Genomic DNA, 20,319 nt, shown 5'->3' with positions numbered 1-20,319 from the left:
ATATATGAGTAAGTTTAACGAGCTAGTCACTAAACTAAGAGAAGTTTTCCAGATTGATCGCCCCGAACTGGATTTTGGTGTTTATCGCATCCTCAATGCGCGTGCCGATGAGATCAATGAATATCTGGAAAAACGCCTTAAAGAAAAAGTAGAACAGGCGTTGGCTAGTGGCAGTGCAGCCAATATCGGTCAGCTCAAAGACGATTTGAAAAAGGCCGAACAGGCTGCAACTGATGCAGGCTTTGACCCAGCTGAGTCTCCAAAAGTTAAAGAACTGAAAGCCAAAATAACCCAGGCCAGTAGCGGTAACGCCGAACATGAAAACGCCGTATTCAGCCACCTGCTGACCTTCTTCTCTCGTTATTACGACAACGGCGATTTTATCAGCCAGCGTCGTTATAAAGGTGACACCTACGCCATTCCCTATGCCGGCGAGGAAGTCATGCTGCATTGGGCCAATAAAGACCAGTACTACATCAAAAGCGGCGAAAATTTCTCCAATTACTCGTTTAAATTAGATGATGCCCGTGTGGTGCACTTCCGCTTGGTTGCCGCCGACACAGCCAAAGATAACCGCAAAGACAACGACAAAGAGCGCCGCTTTGTATTAGCTGAGCAGAAGATCATTACGCGCATCGACGAGGAAGGTGAAGGGTATGAAGAAGAAATTCTTCCGGTAGAGGAAGTCATCAAAAAAGACATCGATGGCAACGAAACGAAAGAACTCATTATCCGTTTTGAATACAAAGCCATGCCGAAAGGCAGCAAACAGGATAAGTTAGTCGAAGCGACAGTCAGTGCGGTGGTCGCTGATGGCACTGTGGCCAGCCGTTGGCTGGATTTAAGCAAGCGTGAACCGACGGAAAAGAACCCCAAGCGCACGCTGCTTGAAAAGCACTTAACCAACTACACCACCAAAAATACCGCCGACTATTTTATCCATAAAAATCTCGGTAAGTTCCTGCGCGGCGAGCTGGATTTTTATATTAAAAACGAAGTGATACACTTGGATGACGTGCAGAACGCAGAAGTCTTTAGTGATATAGAAAATAATCTGCGTATGATTCAGTGCTTGCGCAGTATTGCCCTAGACTTAATTAAATTTTTAGCGCAATTGGAGGATTTTCAGAAGAAGCTATGGACGAAGAAGAAGTTTGTAGCACAAAAGGATTACTTGATCTCAGTGGATTACTTAGAAAGCGATCAGCTTGAAACTGTATGCCAGAATGAAAGGCAAATAGCGCAGTGGAAAAGACTTGGAGTGATATCAACTGGCAACCTTAAACCAGATGTTCTTGCGAAATACAAAGGCCTAACGGTTGATACTTCTCTGTTCGACATTGATTTCAAGAATTTACTGCTAAACCAAATTGACAACTTAAGCCAAAAGATAAACGGCACATTAATTAGTGGTGATAATTTTCAAGCTTTGAGGTTTCTCGAAGGAAAGTATAAGAATCGTATCGATGCAATTTATATTGATCCGCCCTACAACACGGATGCATCTGCAATTCTTTACAAAAATGACTTTAAAGATTCGAGTTGGCTCAGCTTTATGGAAAGCCGACTGGAAGTTGCAAATAGACTGATGAAGCCAAGCACACTGATATCCGTCGCCATTGATGATGAAGAAGTCTCGCCTTTGCGCTTGTTAATGAATAACCTGTTTCCAAAGGAGGCAGGCGTTGGAGTGGTAAAAGTTAATCCACAAAGCAGAAAAACAAAGGGTAAATTTTCGCCTGTCCATGAATATGCTCTTTTTTATGGCAACTCAAGCGATTCGCAACCGGCATCAATCGGCTATGACGAAGCAAAGCTCGATCGTTATCCTCTTGAGGATGATCAAGGCCGATATGCTTGGATGAACTTTATTCGTGCAGGAAGTAATGACAAGCGTTCCGATAGGCCGAAGCTTTACTACCCTATCGTGGTAACCGAAAGAGGCCAGATACGCGTACCCAAAATGGCTTGGAATGATTTAAATCAATGCTATGACGTTCTTGAGGATATAGCAGCCGGAGAAGTTTTAGTATATCCAGATAAGTTTGAAGATGGCGTCAAAATTGAGAAAAACTGGCAAAGAGGGAATGTCAGAGTTGCGACGGAATATAACGAATATCGTGTCCGCAAGAACAATGAGGGTGAAATTAGTATTGACTTCAAAACAAGGATGGATGCTAACGCACTTCCTACAACTTGGTGGGATAAGAAAGAATACGCTTCAGCGAACTTTGGTGCTGCTCAGCTTAAAGATTTATTTGGTGAAAAAAACTTTGACTTCCCGAAGGCAAAAGGTCTCGTCAAGAATGCCATTCTTGCGTGCATCGGAAAAGAGCATGATGAAAAAGTTGTCCTTGATTTTTTCGCTGGCTCAGGAACGACAGCACACGCTGTTTCTGAGATAAGACGAGAAATTAACCCTGAGGCCAAATTCATTATTGTTGATCAGGGAGAGTATTTCGATACGCTGATAAAACCGAGGGTGCAAAAGGTCAATTTTTGTTCTTCTTGGAAGAATGGAAAGCCTGTTAATTCCAGTGACGGTCTCTCAAGTATTTTTGAAGTTATTAAACTCGAAAGTTATGAGGATGCTTTAAATAATCTCGAACTCAATAATCCGAAGGCTGATCTGTTTGAAAATAATCCCGAATTCAAAGACGACTACCTGCTTAACTACATGCTCGAAGTAGAAAGCCGTGGTTCACTGCTTTCCACTGACGACTTTAAAAAGCCCTTCGACTACACCATGAAAATTGCGGTGGATTCCGCCGGTGCCTTCAAAGAGCAAAAAATCGATTTAGTGGAAACCTTTAACTACCTAGTCGGCTTAACCGTAAAGCATATGGATGCGCAGCCTGAGCGTGGTTTTGTGACGGTAACTGGCACCCTGCCCAACGGTGAAACCTGTTTGGTCTTATGGCGCGACTGCGAGAAGATCGATTACGAAGGCCTCAACAAACTATGCGATAAGCTGGCGCTAAACCCGGCAGACAATGAGTTTGATGTCGTCTACATCAATGGCGATCATAATATTCCCACGGTACTGTCTCAAACAGCCGACGAAGGTGGCGAGACGCGCGTATTAAAACTGCGCCAGATTGAACCGGAGTTTTTGGAACGTATGTTTGCCGAGGAGGAAATTTAATGGCCCTCCCAAATACAGCAGCAAAGACAAAGCTTAAGAAACGGAGCTTTCATCAAGAGTTAGTGCTCAACCGTTGGATGATGCGATTTTTTAAAGGCAATGAACTTGCCGCACTAAAACTTCGCTTGGGTGATGACCTGCACGAAGGCATTGATGAAGACGGTCAAACCCTGTTCTTTCATGAACTGACGCGCAACCTGTTTGAAGTGGACCGGATTTCCGAGGCCGATTTACGCCGCTACGATTTGCATATTGTTGAGCACTGGCAGGCTATTACCAAACACCGTAATCAACTGGAAGGCCATGTGCTGAACATGAAGTACTTTCAGTATTTATCGTTGTTGTTCACTGAAATTTATCTGGACTGGTACTTTTCCAAGCCACAAGCATTGCTTGATGGCCTGAACGAAGAGCTGGCATCGTATAGTAAAGAGCAAGGCGCAGAAACCTTTCAGACCTATATCGCCAGCGACTTGAATAAGATCGCGTTCTGGAATGCCACGGGCAGCGGTAAAACCCTGCTATTACATGTAAATATCAAACAGTATTTACATTATTTTCAGGCTGGCAATAGCAATCTGTACCCGGACAAAATCATTCTGCTGACACCGAACGAAGGCTTATCTAAGCAGCATCTGGAGGAATTAGAGCTTTCAGGTTTCAGTTTCAGTCGTTTCTTCGATAAAAACCGAACCAACACCTTTAAAGGCACCATCGAGATTATCGACATCAACAAGCTCGGTGACAGTATGGGCGATAAAACGGTTGCCGTTGAAGCCTTTGAAGGCAATAACCTGGTACTGGTCGACGAAGGCCACCGTGGCACCGGTACAGCCGCAGGTGCCTGGATGCAACGCCGTGATGCATTGGTACGAGGTGGTTTTGCCTTTGAATACTCGGCGACTTTTGGTCAGGCTGTGGCGAAGGGTAATACTGTCGTCAAAGCCGAAGAAGAGCTCTTGAAAAAGAAAGCCAAAACGCTGTTTGAGACAACGGCATTAAAGAAGCTGGATGACGCACAACTCGCACAGCTAGTCTTAACGCAAGCGGAGCAACGCCAGGCCCGCGTGACAGCTACCCGAGAGATCTATGCGAAATGCATTCTGTTTGACTATTCCTACAAATATTTCTACGACGATGGCTATGGCAAAGAATCACTCATTTTAAATATGAATGGTGAGGCCTACGAGCAAGCCGATAATGCACAAAAGTATTTTACTGCTTGTTTATTAAGTTTTTATCAGCAAACCTGGCTTTGGCAAACCCATAAAGGCAAGTTGAATGACTTTAATATTGAAAAACCTCTATGGGTTTTTGTGGGTAATACGGTGTCCGGAGAGGATTCCGACATTCTCGAAGTCGTGCAGTTTTTAAGTTTCTTCCTGAATGATGAGCAAACCATAAAAACTTGGCTTAAAGAGTTGGTCGATGACAAGGCGCAACTGCTCGATGCCAAAGGCAACAATATTTTCCAGGGGCGGTTTAACTCTTTAATGGGGTTCAGCAACAATATCGATGGTCTGTACGCCGACATTTTGCACAAGTTGTTCAATGCCAATACCCGCCAGCGTTTAAAGCTGGTGAACATCAAGAACAGTAAAGGCGAGCTGGCACTGCGTGTGGGCGATGCCGAACCGTTTGGCCTGATCTCGATTGGTGATGATAGTGGCTTTTATAAAACCGCAGAGGAACTGGATAGCTTCGACAGTGAAGCTGACGATTTTGGCGGTGCCCTGTTCGGTACACTGAACAACAAAGACAGCAAATTGAATGTGCTGATTGGCTCTCGCAAATTTACTGAAGGCTGGAGCAGCTGGCGTGTATCCACCATGGGATTGCTGAATATGGGCCAAGGAGAAGGTTCACAAATTATTCAGTTGTTTGGTCGTGGCGTGCGCCTTAAGGGCAAAGACTTCTCGCTGAAGCGTACAGAGCCACATCAGCGCCCGAAAGGCCTGTACTTGGATAAGCTGGAAACCCTGAACATATTTGGCGTGCGCGCCAGCTATATGGCCGCCTTTAAGGATTATCTGAAGGAGGAAGGTATTACCCCAAGCGATGAAATCATCGAACTGGACTTCCCGACTCAACCAAACTTGCCGACCAAAAAGTTAAAGACTCTGGCGCTAAAGGATGGTTATAGAGACAACCAAAAGTTGGGCTTTAAACGGACCCACTATCCTTGGTTGTATGTAATCCCGGCAGAGTTTGACGGCAAGATCAAAACCCCGCATATCACTTTGGATTTGTATCCTAGACTAGAGGCGATCAGTACAACAGAAGGCAGCGCTGCACTGCAATTGAATGTGCGCCATGAAGGAAAACTCAACCAGGCACATTTTGCATTTTTTGATTTTGACCGAATTTACCTAGCGCTGCAGGCATTCAAGCAACAGCGTAACTGGAGCAACTTGCGTTTAGACAAGCAACGGTTGATCGATTTCTGCTTGGGGGAACATAGCTGGTATACGCTGTATATGCCCAAACCAGAATTTGAGGCGAAAAGCTTTGCTGACATTAAACGGTTGGAAGATATTCTGATCCGTTTATTGTGTGACTATACGGAACGGTTCTACAAAGCACTGAAAACCGGTTATGAAGGTCAGTTTTATGAAGTGATCCCCATGCATGATGAGCACGGATCCATGCTCAAGCTCTACCACTTCGAAATTGATGACAGCGATGATGGTCATGAATATTTAAAGAAACTAGAAGCGCTTAAAGCTCTGGTTTCTAAGGGTGACTTGGGGGAGGCCAGCAAGTGGAATGCACCGCACATGGTCGCAATAAGCTTTGATCGGCATTTGTTCTATCCACTGTTGTCTTTGGAAGATAAAGACGCGGTGCCATTAAAAATGCGCCCACTGGCATTTGATGCGCCAAGCGAAATTCAATTTATTGAAGATTTGCAGGCATTTTATGGCTCGTCAGTAGGACGCAAGGCGATTGGTACGCGAAGCCTGTATTTACTGCGTAATGCGGATTCAAAGAACAAGGGAATTGGGTTTGCAACGGCAGGTAACTTTTACCCGGACTTCTTGCTTTGGCTGGTTGATGATGCAAGCGGTGAGCAGTGGCTTTCGTTTGTTGATCCAAAAGGTTTAAAGCACATGGATCTGAACCATCCGAAATTGGGGCTTTATACCGAAATCAAAAAGATTGAGGCAGACTTAACCAAGCAGGCAGCAGCTGGCGAGCCCGCACTAACGCTCAATGCTTTTGTGCTTTCACCAACAAAATATGCTGATTTATTGAACGTCGGCGATAAAGTGAAAAAGCAAGAGCTGGAAGACAAGCACATTTTATTCATGGAAGATGGTGGGAGCAGCTACCTTAAAAAAATGTTTGACCGGATTAATTAATCACAACCAGCGCTCGGTAATCTCTAGCTCAAATTGCTTCGCTGCATATTTGAGCATAGAGATTATCTCCTAGTGATTGCTTACTAGAATAGTGGAATTCTGATAACAACGGTAAAAAATTACAGCGACCAACCAGTCCTAAACGGGCTGGTTGGTCTTTTTTATTTAAGCATCAACCTAGAAATAAAGGCATTCAACTCACACGCCATTACCCCGATTGATCTTCGCATAGTCAAACGGCGTAATCGCTCTCTCCCGATTCGCATCCAGAAAATTAGCCCACCACTGCAACATCAGCTTGCGCTCATCCAGATGTTCCGCTTTATGGATATACGCCGCCCGCACCGAATTGCGTTCCATATGGCTCATCTGCCTTTCAACCGCATCCTTCGACCATAGTCCTGACTCAATTAACGAACTACAGGCCATTGTACGGAAGCCGTGGCCGCAAACCTCAACCTTAGTATCATATCCCATCACCCGTAGCGCACTGTTTACGGTGTTTTCACTCATTGGCTTACGCGGATCATGATCGCCAATAAAGATCAGCTCATGTTCGCCACAGAACTGTTTTATCTGCTTCAGGATCGCCAGCGCCTGCTTTGAAAGCGGCACCAAATGCGGTGTACGCATCTTTGAACCTCGCTGAGAATGTTTCACATCAGGAATGGGCTCCCGCTCAGGTGGGATGGTCCACATTGACGTTTCAAAATCGATTTCTGACCAGCGAGCAAAACGCAGCTCACTGGACCGAATAAAGATAAGCAGAGTGAGTTCTGTCGCCCAGCGGGTTAGCGGCCTGCCGGTATAGCTATCTATTTTCTCAAGCAACTCAGGGATGCGCTTTAATTCCAGCGCCGGACGATGTTGTCGATTACCGGAAGCAACCGCCCCAGCCATCTCTTGTGCCGGGTTATAATCAATTAACCCACTTTGCACTGCATAACGCATGATGGCCGTAGTGCGCTGTTGAAGACGAGCAGCAACCTCAAGACGTCCAGACATCTCTACGGCTTTAATGGGCGCTAATAAATCGCGCGTTTTTAACTCAGTGATATTACGTTCACCAAGCGCTGCAAAGAGATTATCTTCCAGACTTTTTAGCACACGATGGGCGTGATCTTCAGACCACTTTTTATTGGTGCCATGCCACTCGATCGCTACCTCTTTAAAGGTTCGTGCTTTACTCTGTTCAACCTTATCATTTTTCTTTTTGTCTCCCGGATCGACGCCATTCGCTAGTAGCTTACGCGCTTCGTCACGACGTGTTCTGGCATCCGCCAGTGTGATTTCAGGGTAAACCCCAAGTGCCAACATCTTTTGCTTGCCGTCATAACGGTACTGCAAACGCCAGTACTTAGAACCATTTGGATGGACAAGAAGGTGCATACCGCTGCCATCGGTCAGCTTATATTGCTTATCCGTTGGCTTGGCTGTTCTGACTTTGATATCTGTTAGAGCCATGCTTATCCCCTCCCTGTTGGTACAAGCATTATCGAACCGGAAATACCATCATCTATACCAACATCTGTTGGTAGATGTACGTTGATGTCGGTTGACCTTGAGAGAGTTAAGATAGCGGGAAAGGTAGATAAATACTGGATTTTAGACATAAAAAAAGACCTCAGGTGAGGTCCATTTACATGCTTTTGGTGCCGAAGGCCGGACTCGAACCGGCACGTATTTCTACGGTTGATTTTGAATCAACTGCGTCTACCGATTTCGCCACTTCGGCACTGAAGGGGATGCGGAAACGTTCTGGATTATACCTGTCGGCGGCGGTCATGCAAGCGACAGCGTGTCGTCATCGCGCTAAGTGTTGAAAAAAACAGCGCTATCCTGCGCGGCGTCACCTTTTACCGCCGTTCCATAGCGCGACGGCCACCAGCGCCCCTCCTCTCACAACCCCCACAACCCCAGCTCCACCTGCCAGCCACTCCCCTTTCCCCCTTTATCCCCCAAACCCCACTCAAAATCATCTCAAATTGTTCTCACATCACTCTCACCCGCATACCTCAACACAACCCAACGCTCCCCACTCATCCCCAATATCCACTCCTCAAATATTCCCCCCAACCCCACCCACCATCATTCCCATATATTCCAGAAAGTTTTAGCCAATGCTTTTTTGTTATTCACCCACTCCGCAGCCAAATATTAATTTCATCAATATTTTTATAACTTTACATTAATGAAAAGTTTTCTTTTTGCCGTTTATTCCAGGATTTTCCTCAGGCGTGAAGGGTTCCGGTAAACACTATTTTTACTAGCCGCTGTACGAGTCTTGATGGACATATTCACTCGATGAATTAACTCAGGAGAATACTTGTGACGACGTTAAAACCTTTGCTGGCCCGCAACCGCAGCTGGGCGCTGCAGAAATGTCAGCATGATCCGGACTATTTCGAAAAATGGATCGACGGGCAGCGGCCCCACTCGCTGTGGATCGGCTGCTCCGACAGCCGCGTGCCCGCCGAGGTGCTCACCGGCAGCCAGCCCGGCGAGCTCTTTGTCCACCGCAATATCGCCAACATGCTCGACCCCGCCGACGATAACGTCATGAGCGTCCTGCAGTATGCCCTCCACTACCTTGAGGTGGAGCGGGTGGTGCTCTGCGGCCACTACGGCTGCGGCGGCGTGCAGGCGGCGCTCTCCCTGCCCACCCTGCCGCTGGCGCAGGAGTCCTCGGCGCTGGCTCGTCGCATCGGCCAGCTGCGCCACACCCTGCATCACGAAATTGCGCAGATCGCCGATGGGTGTTGTGTTGCGGCCTCCCCCGGCGCCAGCGCCAGCACCGACGCGGAGCCCTCTTGCCATGCGCTGGACGCCCTGGTGGAAGCCAACGTTCGCGCCCAGTTCGCCCGTCTGCTGGAGAGTGAGCCGGTGCAGACGGTGCTCGCCAGCGGGCGGCCGCTCAGCCTGCACGGCTGCGTCTACGATCTGGCTTCCGGCCATTTAACCACCCTCGTCGAACACCTCTCACCGCAGGAGCACGCCCCATGAACACGCTTCGTCAGGACTCTCTCGCCGGCATCGTCGTCTTCCTTGTCGCCCTGCCGCTGTGCCTCGGCATCGCCCAGGCCAGCGGCTTACCGCCCTTCGTCGGCCTGCTGACCGGCATCATCGGCGGCCTGGTCGTCACCGCCCTCAGCCCCTCCCGCTTCGCCGTCAGCGGCCCCGCCGCCGGACTGGTCACCATCGTCGTCGCCGCCATTGAATCCCTGGGTTCCTTCTCCGTCTTCCTGATGGCGCTGGTGCTGGCCGGCGTGCTGCAGCTGCTGTTCGGCATTCTGCGGGCCGGGCGCTTTATCTCGCTGGTTCCCGCCAGCGTCATCAAAGGTATGCTGGCGGCGATCGGCATCCTGCTAATTATGCAGCAGATCCCCGTCGCACTCGGCACGGCGGAAGAGACCGGGCTTGCCGATGTGGTTCAGGGCAATGCCGCTTTCTCCGTCAAGGCGATTGCCGTCGCCGCGGGCGGCCTGCTGGTGCTCTGGCTGTGGGGCTCGCCGCTTATCCGCCGGGTGAAGAGCCTGCGCTGGATCCCCGGGCCGCTGATCGCCGTCCTGCTCGGCTGCGTGACCACCCTGCTGCTGACCCATTTTGCGCCGCAGCAACTGGCCGCCCTGCCGCGTATTACCCTGCCGGCGTTCGGCAGCCTCGGCGATCTGCTGGGCGAGCTGGAGTCTCCCGCATGGAGCGCGTGGCGCAATCCGTCGGTGTGGGTGGTGGCGGTGACCCTGGCGCTGGTCGCCAGCCTCGAAACCTTGCTCAGCCAGGAGGCGCTGAAAAAGCTGCGTCCGCAAAATCCGCCGCCTTCGCCGAACCGTGAAATGGTCGCCCAGGGCGTGGGCAACCTGCTCTCCGGCGTGCTGGGGGCGATGCCGATCACCGCGGTGATCGTCCGCAGCTCGGTGAACGTCAGCAACGGCGCGCAGAGCAAACTGTCGATCTTTATCCACGGCGTCCTGCTGTTGATCTGCGGCCTGTGGTTCAGCGGGCTGCTGACCCTGATCCCGCTCGCCAGCCTCGCCGCCGTACTGCTGTATACCGGCTATAAGCTGGCGACGCCGCGGCTGTTCATCGAGCAGTTCCGCCAGGGGGCGGCGCAGTACGTCCCGTTCCTCGCCACCATCGGCGGGATTATCGCCTTCGGCATGCTGGCGGGGATCGGGATTGGTCTTGCCACCCAGATGGCGTTCAGCCTCTGGCGCAGCCATCGCCACTCGCTGCAGCTGGCGCGCTACGATGACCACTACGTGCTGCGGATCCAGCAGAATCTGACCTTTATGCACAATCCGCATCTGCTGGCCCTGCTGGCGAAAATTCCGGAAAAGAGCGTGGTGATCGTCGAGCACGACAGCGTCGGCTATCTCGACCCGGACGTGCAGGCGGTGCTGGATGATTTTGCCGAGAACGCCCCGCAGCGCGGCATCCGCCTTAACCAGTGGCCGCTCGCCAGCCGCTGACCTTAACGGGCGGCTGGTCCGCCCGCTTCGCGACCCCTCCGATTGCCAAGCGCTGGGGAATACCATGCTCTACACTTTCTGGGTTATCACGCCAACCCCAAGGAAATGAACATGACCATCATTAAAAGCTACGCCGCCAAAGAAGCGGGCGCCGATCTGTCGCTGTGGGAATTCGATGCCGGCGAGCTGCAGCCGGAAGATGTCGAAGTTGAAGTGGAATACTGCGGGATCTGCCATTCGGATCTGTCGATGATCGACAACGAATGGGGGATGTCGAGCTACCCGCTGGTGGCCGGTCACGAGGTGATTGGCCGGGTGGCGGCGCTGGGCAGCGCGGCGCAGGATAAAGGGCTGAAGATTGGCCAGAAGGTCGGCATCGGCTGGACGGCGCGCAGCTGCGGCCATTGCGACGCCTGCATCAGCGGCAACCAGATCAACTGTCTGGAAGGCTCGGTGCCGACCATTCTCAACCGCGGCGGCTTCGCCAATAAGCTGCGCGCCGACTGGCAGTGGGTGATCCCCCTGCCGGAGAGCATCGATCTGGCGTCCGCCGGCCCGATGCTGTGCGGCGGCATCACCGTCTTTAAACCGCTGCTGACCCACCACGTCACCGCCACCAGCCGCGTCGGGGTGATCGGCATCGGCGGCCTCGGCCATATCGCTATTAAGCTACTGCGGGCGATGGGCGCGGAAGTAACCGCCTTCAGCTCCAACCCGGCGAAAGAGCAGGAAGTGCTGGCGATGGGCGCCGATCGCGTGGTGAACAGCCGCGATCCGGAAGCCTTAAAAGCGCTGGCCGGTCAGTTTGACCTGATCATCAACACCGTGGCGGTGGACCTCGACTGGCAGCCGTACTTCGAAGCCCTGGCTTACGGCGGCAACTTCCATACCGTCGGCGCGGTGATGAAGCCGTTCCCGGTACCGGCCTTTACCCTGATCGGCGGCGACCGCAGCATCTCCGGCTCGGCGACCGGTAATCCGTCCGAACTGCGCACGCTGATGAAGTTTGCCGGGCGCAGCAAAGTGGCCCCAACCACCGAGCTGTTCCCGATGTCGCAAATTAACGAAGCGCTGAAGCACGTTCGCGAAGGCAAAGCCCGCTACCGCGCGGTGCTGAAAGCCGACTTCTGATGGTTCTCTCCCGCCGGGCGGCCCGCTCGCCCGGCGTTTTCCCCGTCGCTTAATCAAACCGTCATCTCCCCGCCATGCCTCTGTAGTCATTGCTTCCCACAATCCGGGCTTCGATAAATGGCTGAACGAGATGCGCGTCACCATGAGAAAGACCTGGCTTCCCTGGCTGATCCTGTCGCCTTCCCTGCTGTTTTTACTGCTGTTTACCTGGTTCCCGCTGGGGCGTTCGGTGTATGACAGCCTGTTTGATACCCGCATGGTCAGCGACGGCGCGCAGTACGTCGGGCTGGATAACTTCGCCCGCCTGTTTGCCGATAACGTCTTCTGGCAGTCGCTGGGCAATAACCTGCTCTATATCCTGCTGACGGTGGTGCCCGGGGTGACCCTCGCCCTGCTGCTGGCGGTCGCCCTCAGCGAGAACCATCGCGTCAACCGCTGGCTGCGCACCGCCTTCTTCTTCCCGATGATTATCCCAATGGTCAGCGCCGCCGCGCTGTGGCTGTTTGTCTTTATGCCCGGCCTCGGCCTGCTCGACCACTATCTGGCAAAGCTGTTCGGCCCGATGAACAACAACTGGCTGGGGCGCAGCAACAGCGCGCTGCTGGCCCTGGCGCTGATCGGCGTGTGGAAGTTCGCCGGCTACTACATGCTGTTTTTCCTCGCCGGGCTGCAGAGCATTCCGGCCTCGACGCGGGAAGCGGCGCAGATGGAGGGGGCTACCCGCACGCAGGTCTTTTTTAAGGTCACGCTACCGCTGCTGCGCCCGACGCTGAGCTTTGTGATCACCACCGCACTGATCTACTCCATCACCCAGATTGACCATGTGGCGGTGATGACCCGCGGCGGGCCGGACAACGCCACCACCGTGCTGCTCTATTACATCCAGAATCTCGCCTGGGATACCCACGACCTTGGCAAAGCCTCCGCCGCCACCTTCCTGACCCTGGCCGGGCTGTTCGCCTTCTCGCTGATTAACCTGAAACTGCTGGAGAAAGGAGCCCACTATGAGCGCTGAAATCTCGCCGCTGCTGGTCCGCACGCCCGCCGCTGCCCGTCCGCTGTGGCTGCGCCTGCGCCGCTCGTCGCCCTTTACGCTCACAGTATTAATGTGCTGCCTGGCGCTGCTGTGGGTCAGCCCGTTTATCTGGATGCTGGCGACCTCGTTCAGCGCCACCACCTTCGGCGACGATATGGCGTCGCTGCTGCCCCGCCTGCCGCTGACCCTCGATAACTTCCGCGACGCCTGGAACAGCGCCGACTGGCTGAGCCTGTATGCCAACACCATTATCTTCACCTTCGGCACCTTCTTCGTGCAGCTGTTGACCATCACCACCGCCGGGTACGTCTTCGCCTGCCACGAGTTTCGCGGCAAGCAGACGCTGTTTCTCCTGTTCCTGGTGCAGCTGATGATCATGCCGGTAGTGATGATGGTGCCGAACATGCTGACTCTGAAAACCTTCGGCCTGCTCAACACCCTCACCGGGGTGATGATGCCCTACTTCACCTCGGCGTTCGGCGTGTTCCTGATGCGTCAGGCGTTCCTCGCCATCCCGAAAGAGCTGGAGGAGGCGGCGCTGATGGAGGGCTGCCGCTGGTGGCAGGTGCTGTTCCGCGTGCTGCTGCCGATGTCCTGGCCGTCGGTGCTGGCCTTCGCCACCGTCAGCATTACCTACCACTGGAACGAGTACCTGTGGCCGCTGATGATGCTCAACGATCCCGATAAGCAGGTGCTGACCGTCGGGCTGGTCTCTTTCGCCATGGGCGCCGAATCCGGCGGCCAGTGGGGCACCATCGGCGCCGGGACGCTGATGGTCTGCCTACCGCTGATGCTGGCGTTCATCCTTTTTCAGAAACAGTTCCTGCGGAGCTTCGGCTTCTCCGGGATCAAATAAGGAGTGATTCATGCTGTTAGCGCACATTTCCGATACCCATTTCCGCAGCCGCGGCGAGAAGCTGTACGGCTTTATCGACGTCAATGCCGCCAACGCCGACGTGGTCTCCCAGCTTAACGCGCTGCGCGAGCGCCCGGACGCGGTGGTGGTGAGCGGGGATATCGTCAACTGCGGCCGCCCGGAGGAGTATCAGGTCGCCCGCCAGATCCTCGGCAGCCTGAACTATCCGCTGTATCTGATCCCCGGCAACCACGACGACAAAGCCCATTTTCTCGAGCATCTTCACCCGCTGTGCCCGCAGCTGGGCAACGATCCGCAAAATATGCGCTATGCCGTGGATGACTTCGCCACCCGCCTGCTGTTTATCGATTCCAGCCGCGCCGGCACCTCAAAGGGCTGGCTGACCGACGAGACCATCAGCTGGCTGGAGGCGCAGCTGTTCGAGGGCGGCGACAAACCGGCAACGGTGTTTATGCACCACCCGCCGCTGCCGCTGGGCAATGCGCAGATGGACCCGATTGCCTGCGAAAACGGCCACCGTCTGCTGGCGCTGGTGGAGCGTTTCCCGTCGCTGACGCGCATCTTCTGCGGCCATAACCACAGCCTGACCATGACCCAGTATCGCCAGGCGCTGATCTCCACCCTTCCCGGCACCGTCCATCAGGTGCCGTACTGCCACGAAGACACCCGGCCCTATTACGACCTCTCCCCGGCTTCGTGCCTGATGCACCGTCAGGTCGGCGAGCAGTGGGTGAGCTATCAGCACTCGCTGGCCCACTACGCCGGCCCGTGGCTGTACGACGAAAACATCAGTTGCCCAACGGAAGAGCGCTAACCGCCATGCTCAGTCTGCAAAACATCAGTAAACGTTTCGACGGCAAACCGGCGCTCAGCGCCCTGTCGCTGGATATTCACGAAGGCGAATTCGTGGTGCTGGTCGGCCCGTCGGGCTGCGGGAAAAGCACCCTGCTGCGCCTGCTCGCCGGGCTGGAGCCGGTCAGCGAAGGCCAGATCTGGCTGCATGATGAGAACATCACCGCCACCACGCCGCGCGAGCGCAACTTCGCGATGATCTTCCAGAACTATGCCCTGTTTCCGCATCTGTCGGTGCGCGACAACATCACCTTCGGCATGAAGGTGCGCAAGGAAGAGAAAAGCAGCTGGCAGCCGCGGGTGGATAAGGTGGCGCAGATGCTGCAGCTGGAGGCGCTGCTCGACCGCAAACCGGCGAAGCTCTCCGGCGGCCAGCGCCAGCGGGTGGCGATGGCCCGGGCGATCGTGCGCAATCCGCGGCTGTTCCTGATGGACGAGCCGCTCTCCAACCTCGACGCCCGTCTGCGCAGCGAAGTGCGCGACAGCATTATGGCCCTCCATCAGCAGCTGAAAACCAGCACCATCTATGTGACCCACGACCAGACCGAGGCGATGTCGATGGCCGACCGCATCGTGGTGATGAACGGCGGCCACGTGCAGCAGGTCGGGCGTCCGGAGTATCTGTACGCCAACCCGGCCAACCTGTTCGTCGCCGGGTTTATCGGTTCGCCGGCGATGAACCTGCTGTCGCTGCCCTGCGCCAACGGTGAAGTACTGTTGGGAGAACAGCGCTATCCGCTGCCGCCGCGCCACCGGGATCAGACCCGCGTCTGGCTGGGCATTCGCCCGGAACATATTACTGACCGCGTGGAGGAGGGCCATCTGCGCCTGCCGGCCACCGTTCTGCAACGAGAACTGATGGGAGCCGATTACCTGCTCCACGTCAGCACCCCGATCGGCACCCTGCGCTTTAGCCGCCGCCACCGCGGCACGGTGCCGGAGAAAGGCGAGTCGCTACCGATCGGCTTCTCACCTGCCGATGTGCATCTTTTTCATGCTGAGACCCAGCATAATTTACTGATGGAGTGTAATCATGTTTAAACCTCTTACGGTAGTCGCAGTTGGCCTCAGTCTTGCCCTGAGCGGCGCGGCGCTGGCAAAAGAGAAAATAGACTTCATGTTCCCGGCGCCGGTGGACGGCAAGCTGACCATGGAGATGACCCGCGTCATTAAGCAATTCAACGACTCGCAGCAGGATGTCGAAGTGCGCGGGATCTTCACCGGCAACTACGACACCACCAAGATCAAAGCCGAATCGGCGCAGAAGGCCGGCCAGCCGCCGGCGCTGGTGATCATGTCCGCCAACTTCACCACCGATCTGGCGCTGAAGGATGAGATCCTGCCGATGGATGAGCTGTTTAAATATGGCGATCAAAAGGCCGGCGATTTTCTGCAAAAGGAATTCTGGCCCGCGATGCATAAGAACGCCCAGGTGATGGGCACCACTTATGCGATCCCGTTCCATAATTCGACGCCGATCCTCTACTACAACAAGACGATGTTCGATCAGGCCGGGATCAAACAGCCGCCGCAGACCTGGGCCGAGCTGCTGGCCGATGCCAAAAAGCTGACCGACGAGAGCAAAGGCCAGTGGGGGATCATGCTGCCGTCGACCAATGACGACTACGGCGGCTGGATCTTCTCGGCGCTGGTGCGCGCCAACGGCGGGAAATACTTTAACGAAGACTATCCGGGCGAGGTCTATTACAACTCGCCGACCGCCATCGGTGCTCTGCGCTTCTGGCAGGATCTGATTTACAAGGACAAGGTGATGCCGTCCGGGGTGCTGAACTCGAAGCAGATCAGCGCCGCATTCTTCTCCGGCAAGCTCGGGATGGCGATGCTCAGCACCGGCGCGCTGGGCTTTATGCGCGAGAACAGCAAAGACTTTGAGCTTGGGGTGGCGATGCTGCCGGCCAAAGAGCAGCGCGCGGTGCCGATCGGCGGCGCCAGCCTGGTGAGCTTTAAAGGCATCAACGAGGCGCAGAAGAAAGCGGCGTATCAGTTCCTGACCTATCTGGTGAGCCCCGACGTGAACGGCGCATGGAGCCGCTTCACCGGCTACTTCTCGCCGCGCAAGGCGTCATACGATACGCCGGAGATGAAGGCCTATCTGCAGCAGGATCCGCGGGCGGCGATCGCGCTCGAGCAGCTGAAGTACGCCCATCCGTGGTACTCCACCTGGGAGACCGTGGCGGTACGTAAGGCGATGGAGAACCAACTGGCGGCGGTGGTCAATGATGCCAAAGTGACGCCGGAAGCGGCGGTGCAGGCGGCACAGAAGGAAGCCGACGCGCTGATGAAACCTTATGTGGATAAGACCGCGCTGGCGGAAGTGAAGTGACGCTTTGCCCGTCATCGTCACCCTCACCCTGGCCCTCTCCCTGAGGGAGAGGGGACGGTACGGCGCTGTGGTTGAGCCCTGAGCCCGGGAGAGGGAACTGCCCGGCGCCGTGGTTAAGCCGTTTGCAAGTGGGGACAGGGATTGGGGGAAGGAAAAAAGCAGGCCATACCCGGTATGGCCTGAAAATGTCACAACGATTAGATCCCTGCCGTTTCGCGGATATATTTGCGCGCTTTGACGGCGTATTCGAAAGGATTGGCCAGGGCAGGATCCTGCTCGGCTTCCACCACCATCCAGCCTTTATAGCCAAAATCGTCCAGCAGCTTGAACACCGGACGGAAATCGATCACCCCGTCGCCCGGGACGGTGAAGGTGCCTTTTTTCACGCCGTCGAGGAATGACAGGCCGTCGCGGCGCACCTGGTCGATCACCGGCGGACGCACGTCTTTCAGGTGAACGTGGTTGATGCGCGGCAGATACTTTTTGAGGATCGCCAGCATCGGCGCTTCGCCGCCTTCGGAATACCAGGCGTGACCGGTGTCGAACAGCAGGAAGACGCGCTCGTCCACCAGCGACATAAACTTGTCGATTTCCGCGGTGGTCTGAATGCCGGTGCCCATGTGGTGATGCAGACAGACCTGCATCCCCTTCTCCGCCGCCAGGCGACCGAGGGTGTTGTAGCCTTCCGCCACCCGCTGCCACTCTTCGTCGCTGAAGCACGGCTTCGCATCGCCGAGGATCGGTTTATCCAGCCCCTGGATGCTGCCGCTCTGCTCGGAGCAGCCAATCACTTTCGCGCCCATCGCATGAAGGAAGTTCATGTGATTGACGAATTCATCAATGGTTTTTTCCCGCTGGCCGTTGGCGAAAAAGGTGCTGAACCAGGCGTTGCAGATCTGAATGCCGCGGATGTCCAGCATCGGCTTGAGGACCGCCGGGTCGCGCGGATATTTGCTGCCGACTTCGCTGCCGGTAAAGCCGGCCAGCGCCATTTCGCTGACGATCTGCTGGAAGGTGTTTTCGCTGCCAAGCTCCGGCATATCATCGTTAGTCCAGCCGATCGGGGCGATAGCCAGTTTGACGTTATCTTTGTTCATAGTAGGGCTCCTGCCGCTGCGCCTTACCGGCGCAGCAATTCACGTTCAATGAGTTCACGGGTTTCCACTGCCTGGTATTTCATTTTTTCCGGGTAGCCAAACAGCGAGGTGGCGACAATCGGCTCCCCGCCGACCTTGAAGGTCTGCTCGGCGAATTTCATTTCGCGCAGGGTGCGGAACAGCGCGTCGAAATCCACATCCCCTTCCCCGACGCCTACGTGCTGGTGCACCACGGCATCCACGCCCGGCGGGTTAACGATATAGCGGCAATGTTTCGTATGATTGCGGGTGTCCGCAATCAGGACATGGGAGAGATCGCTCCCGGCATAGCGCAGCATGCTCGCCACATCGCCGACGCCTTTGTCGTAGAAAAAGGTGTGCGGCACGCTGTAGACGTACTTCACGTTATCGCTGCGGAACGACTTCACGATATCGACGGTTTCATTGTTCTCTTCGCAGAAATCCCAGGGATGCGCCTGGATCTCCACGCGGATGCCTTCCCGCTCAAAAATCGGCAACAGCTCTTCCATGGAGCGATAGAACATTTCATCGCAGATTTCGGGCTGATTCGGATCGCCGGAGAACTCGGTGTTGATCACCTGAACGCCCATCTCCACCGCAATTTCCACCAGCCGTTTCCAGTTTTTCACCGCCGCCTGACGGCGCAGTTCGTCCGGGCCGGACCAGCGGTAGACGCAGATAAACGACGACAGCTCAAGGCCAGTATCGCGCAGCGCCTGCTTGTACTCCGCCATGATCTCCCGGCTGGCGCGCGGGTGCTTGTAGAACGGGTTAATCTGCGGGTGCGGCGACTGTTCAATGTACTTGTAGCCCCACTCCGCTACCTGATGGACCATGCGGGTGATCCCGAGGTCCTTAATCACATCCACATCAAAGGCAATTTTCATCGTCGTTACCTGTGCAAAGAAGTTCCGTCAGCAAAACGCGCTTAACGTTTGTAGAATGCCGGGCACTCAGGCAGCGTCACCTCAACCGGCTCGCTGGTTCCCTGCGCTTTAATGCAGGCGTCCGCCGCCACCGACGCCGCGTAGCCGTCCCAGGCCGACGGGCCGTGCAGCTGGCCGGCTTTGACGTCGTTGATAAAGGCCTGCAGCTCGACGTCGTAGGCTTTAATAAAGCGGTCTTTCCAGTCGGTCAGAATGGCGGTCGACAGGCTGGCGGACTTGCGCATCTGGACGGCAGACGGCTCCGGCAGACGGGCAATCCCGGTTTCGCCGACCACTTCGCACTGGATGTCATACCCGTACTGGCAGTTCACGAACACTTCGACGTCGATCAGGGTGCCTTTTTTGGTTTCAAAGGAGACGATCTGCGGATCTTTCAGGCGCGCATGGGTGTGCGAGGTGGAGCGCGGGAAGCGCACCTGTACGGAACGGTAGTCATCGTTCAGCAGCCAGCGCAGTACGTCCAGCTCGTGGATCAGGGTGTTGGTGATCGCCATATCGGTGGTGTAGTTCTCGCCGACCGACTGGTTGCGGTGGGCGCAGCGCAGCATCAGCGGCGCGCCGATATCACCATCGTCGATCACTTTTTTCAGCGCCAGATAGCCTTCGTCGTACGGGCGCATAAAGCCAACCTGCACCAGACGACGGCCGGCCTTCATTTCAGCATCAACGATGCGGCGGCAGCCTTCCGCAGACATCGCCAGCGGTTTTTCGCAGAACACCGGCTTACCAGCGGCGATGGCGGCCAGGGTGTACTCTTCGTGGGTCGGGTCCCAAGAGGTGACAAGGATGGCATCGACATCGCTGGCGTTAATCACGTCGTGGCCGTCGGCGTAGACTTCCGCCTGCACGCCCGGCAGCGCGACCGCCGCACGGGCGTTGTCGGCATTGATATCAGACACCGCCACAACGGTGGCGCCCTGCAGAACCTGGGTGCAGCGACGGATGTGTTCTTTACCGATAGCGCCAGCGCCGATGACACCTAATTTGAGCGACATAATGGTTTTCTCCGTAAGTCTGTAGGATTCAGGGTAGAGGTTC

At 54.8% G+C, this 20,319-nt stretch carries 14 protein-coding genes and 1 tRNA gene; 10 read left to right on the top strand and 5 right to left on the bottom strand.

The features are described 5' to 3' along the window. Positions 1 to 4: 4 nt before the first annotated feature. Positions 5 to 3,145: a DNA methyltransferase gene (locus CWM61_RS11620; protein ID WP_046401406.1), complete on the top strand. Its 3,141-nt coding sequence runs from the start codon at positions 5 to 7 to the stop codon at positions 3,143 to 3,145. Beyond that, entirely contained in the window at positions 3,145 to 6,507 is a 3,363-nt protein-coding gene (locus CWM61_RS11615) for a DEAD/DEAH box helicase family protein (protein ID WP_100631262.1), read from the top strand. The genes CWM61_RS11620 and CWM61_RS11615 overlap by 1 nt, the downstream gene beginning before the upstream one ends. A 198-nt stretch (positions 6,508 to 6,705) precedes the next feature. On the opposite strand, the gene CWM61_RS11610 is transcribed toward CWM61_RS11615, so the two are convergent. Both CWM61_RS11610 and CWM61_RS11605 read right to left on the bottom strand, forming a co-directional pair. Continuing rightward, positions 6,706 to 7,971, bottom strand: a complete 1,266-nt coding sequence (locus CWM61_RS11610) for a tyrosine-type recombinase/integrase (RefSeq protein WP_100631261.1) — start codon at positions 7,969 to 7,971, stop codon at positions 6,706 to 6,708. A 186-nt stretch (positions 7,972 to 8,157) separates the two neighbouring features. Further along, positions 8,158 to 8,242 (bottom strand) — tRNA-Leu (locus CWM61_RS11605). Between the two features lie 593 nt (positions 8,243 to 8,835). On the opposite strand from CWM61_RS11605, the gene CWM61_RS11595 reads away from it, so the two are divergent. The 8 genes from CWM61_RS11595 (at position 8,836) to CWM61_RS11560 (ending at position 17,216) form a co-directional block, all read left to right on the top strand. Further along, positions 8,836 to 9,510 carry a carbonic anhydrase gene (locus CWM61_RS11595; RefSeq protein WP_100631260.1) on the top strand — a complete coding sequence of 225 codons (675 nt, stop codon included), beginning with the start codon at positions 8,836 to 8,838 and terminating at the stop codon, positions 9,508 to 9,510. Next, on the top strand, positions 9,507 to 10,976 hold the full coding sequence (locus CWM61_RS11590) for a SulP family inorganic anion transporter (RefSeq protein WP_094310997.1): 1,470 nt from the start codon (positions 9,507 to 9,509) through the stop codon (positions 10,974 to 10,976). The genes CWM61_RS11595 and CWM61_RS11590 overlap by 4 nt, the downstream gene beginning before the upstream one ends. A gap of 111 nt (positions 10,977 to 11,087) precedes the next feature. Then, positions 11,088 to 12,107 carry an NADPH-dependent aldehyde reductase Ahr gene (gene ahr, locus CWM61_RS11585; RefSeq protein WP_100631259.1) on the top strand — a complete coding sequence of 340 codons (1,020 nt, stop codon included), beginning with the start codon at positions 11,088 to 11,090 and terminating at the stop codon, positions 12,105 to 12,107. A 130-nt stretch (positions 12,108 to 12,237) separates the two neighbouring features. Beyond that, on the top strand, positions 12,238 to 13,122 hold the full coding sequence (locus tag CWM61_RS11580; RefSeq protein ID WP_165785265.1) for a carbohydrate ABC transporter permease: 885 nt from the start codon (positions 12,238 to 12,240) through the stop codon (positions 13,120 to 13,122). Further along, entirely contained in the window at positions 13,112 to 13,999 is an 888-nt protein-coding gene (locus CWM61_RS11575) for a carbohydrate ABC transporter permease (protein ID WP_008807110.1), read from the top strand. Before CWM61_RS11580 ends, CWM61_RS11575 begins: the two co-directional genes overlap by 11 nt. A 10-nt stretch (positions 14,000 to 14,009) precedes the next feature. Continuing rightward, positions 14,010 to 14,834: a phosphodiesterase gene (locus tag CWM61_RS11570; RefSeq protein ID WP_074387227.1), complete on the top strand. Its 825-nt coding sequence runs from the start codon at positions 14,010 to 14,012 to the stop codon at positions 14,832 to 14,834. Positions 14,835 to 14,839: 5 nt separating this feature from the next. Further along, the gene (locus tag CWM61_RS11565; protein ID WP_100631258.1) at positions 14,840 to 15,913 is read left to right on the top strand and encodes an ABC transporter ATP-binding protein; all 1,074 of its coding nucleotides are present in this window, start codon (positions 14,840 to 14,842) and stop codon (positions 15,911 to 15,913) included. Further along, complete coding sequence (locus tag CWM61_RS11560) at positions 15,906 to 17,216, top strand: ABC transporter substrate-binding protein (protein WP_023323534.1); 1,311 nt, start codon at positions 15,906 to 15,908, stop codon at positions 17,214 to 17,216. Before CWM61_RS11565 ends, CWM61_RS11560 begins: the two co-directional genes overlap by 8 nt. Before the next feature lie 197 nt (positions 17,217 to 17,413). On the opposite strand, the gene iolE is transcribed toward CWM61_RS11560, so the two are convergent. Genes iolE through CWM61_RS11545 form a run of 3 tightly spaced genes read right to left on the bottom strand, consistent with a single transcriptional unit; the run spans position 17,414 to position 20,276 of the window. Further along, positions 17,414 to 18,313, bottom strand: a complete 900-nt coding sequence (iolE, locus tag CWM61_RS11555) for a myo-inosose-2 dehydratase (RefSeq protein ID WP_002886970.1) — start codon at positions 18,311 to 18,313, stop codon at positions 17,414 to 17,416. A 23-nt stretch (positions 18,314 to 18,336) separates the two neighbouring features. Beyond that, the gene (locus CWM61_RS11550; RefSeq protein ID WP_004152193.1) at positions 18,337 to 19,221 is read right to left on the bottom strand and encodes a sugar phosphate isomerase/epimerase family protein; all 885 of its coding nucleotides are present in this window, start codon (positions 19,219 to 19,221) and stop codon (positions 18,337 to 18,339) included. Positions 19,222 to 19,262: 41 nt separating this feature from the next. Continuing rightward, on the bottom strand, positions 19,263 to 20,276 hold the full coding sequence (locus CWM61_RS11545) for a Gfo/Idh/MocA family protein (protein WP_004152192.1): 1,014 nt from the start codon (positions 20,274 to 20,276) through the stop codon (positions 19,263 to 19,265). Positions 20,277 to 20,319 lie beyond the last annotated feature (43 nt).

The organism is Klebsiella sp. K-Nf6 (assembly GCF_002806655.1).
GTDB classification, from domain to species: Bacteria; Pseudomonadota; Gammaproteobacteria; order Enterobacterales; family Enterobacteriaceae; genus Klebsiella; species Klebsiella variicola.
This window is presented reverse-complemented; position numbering and strand designations above follow the sequence as displayed.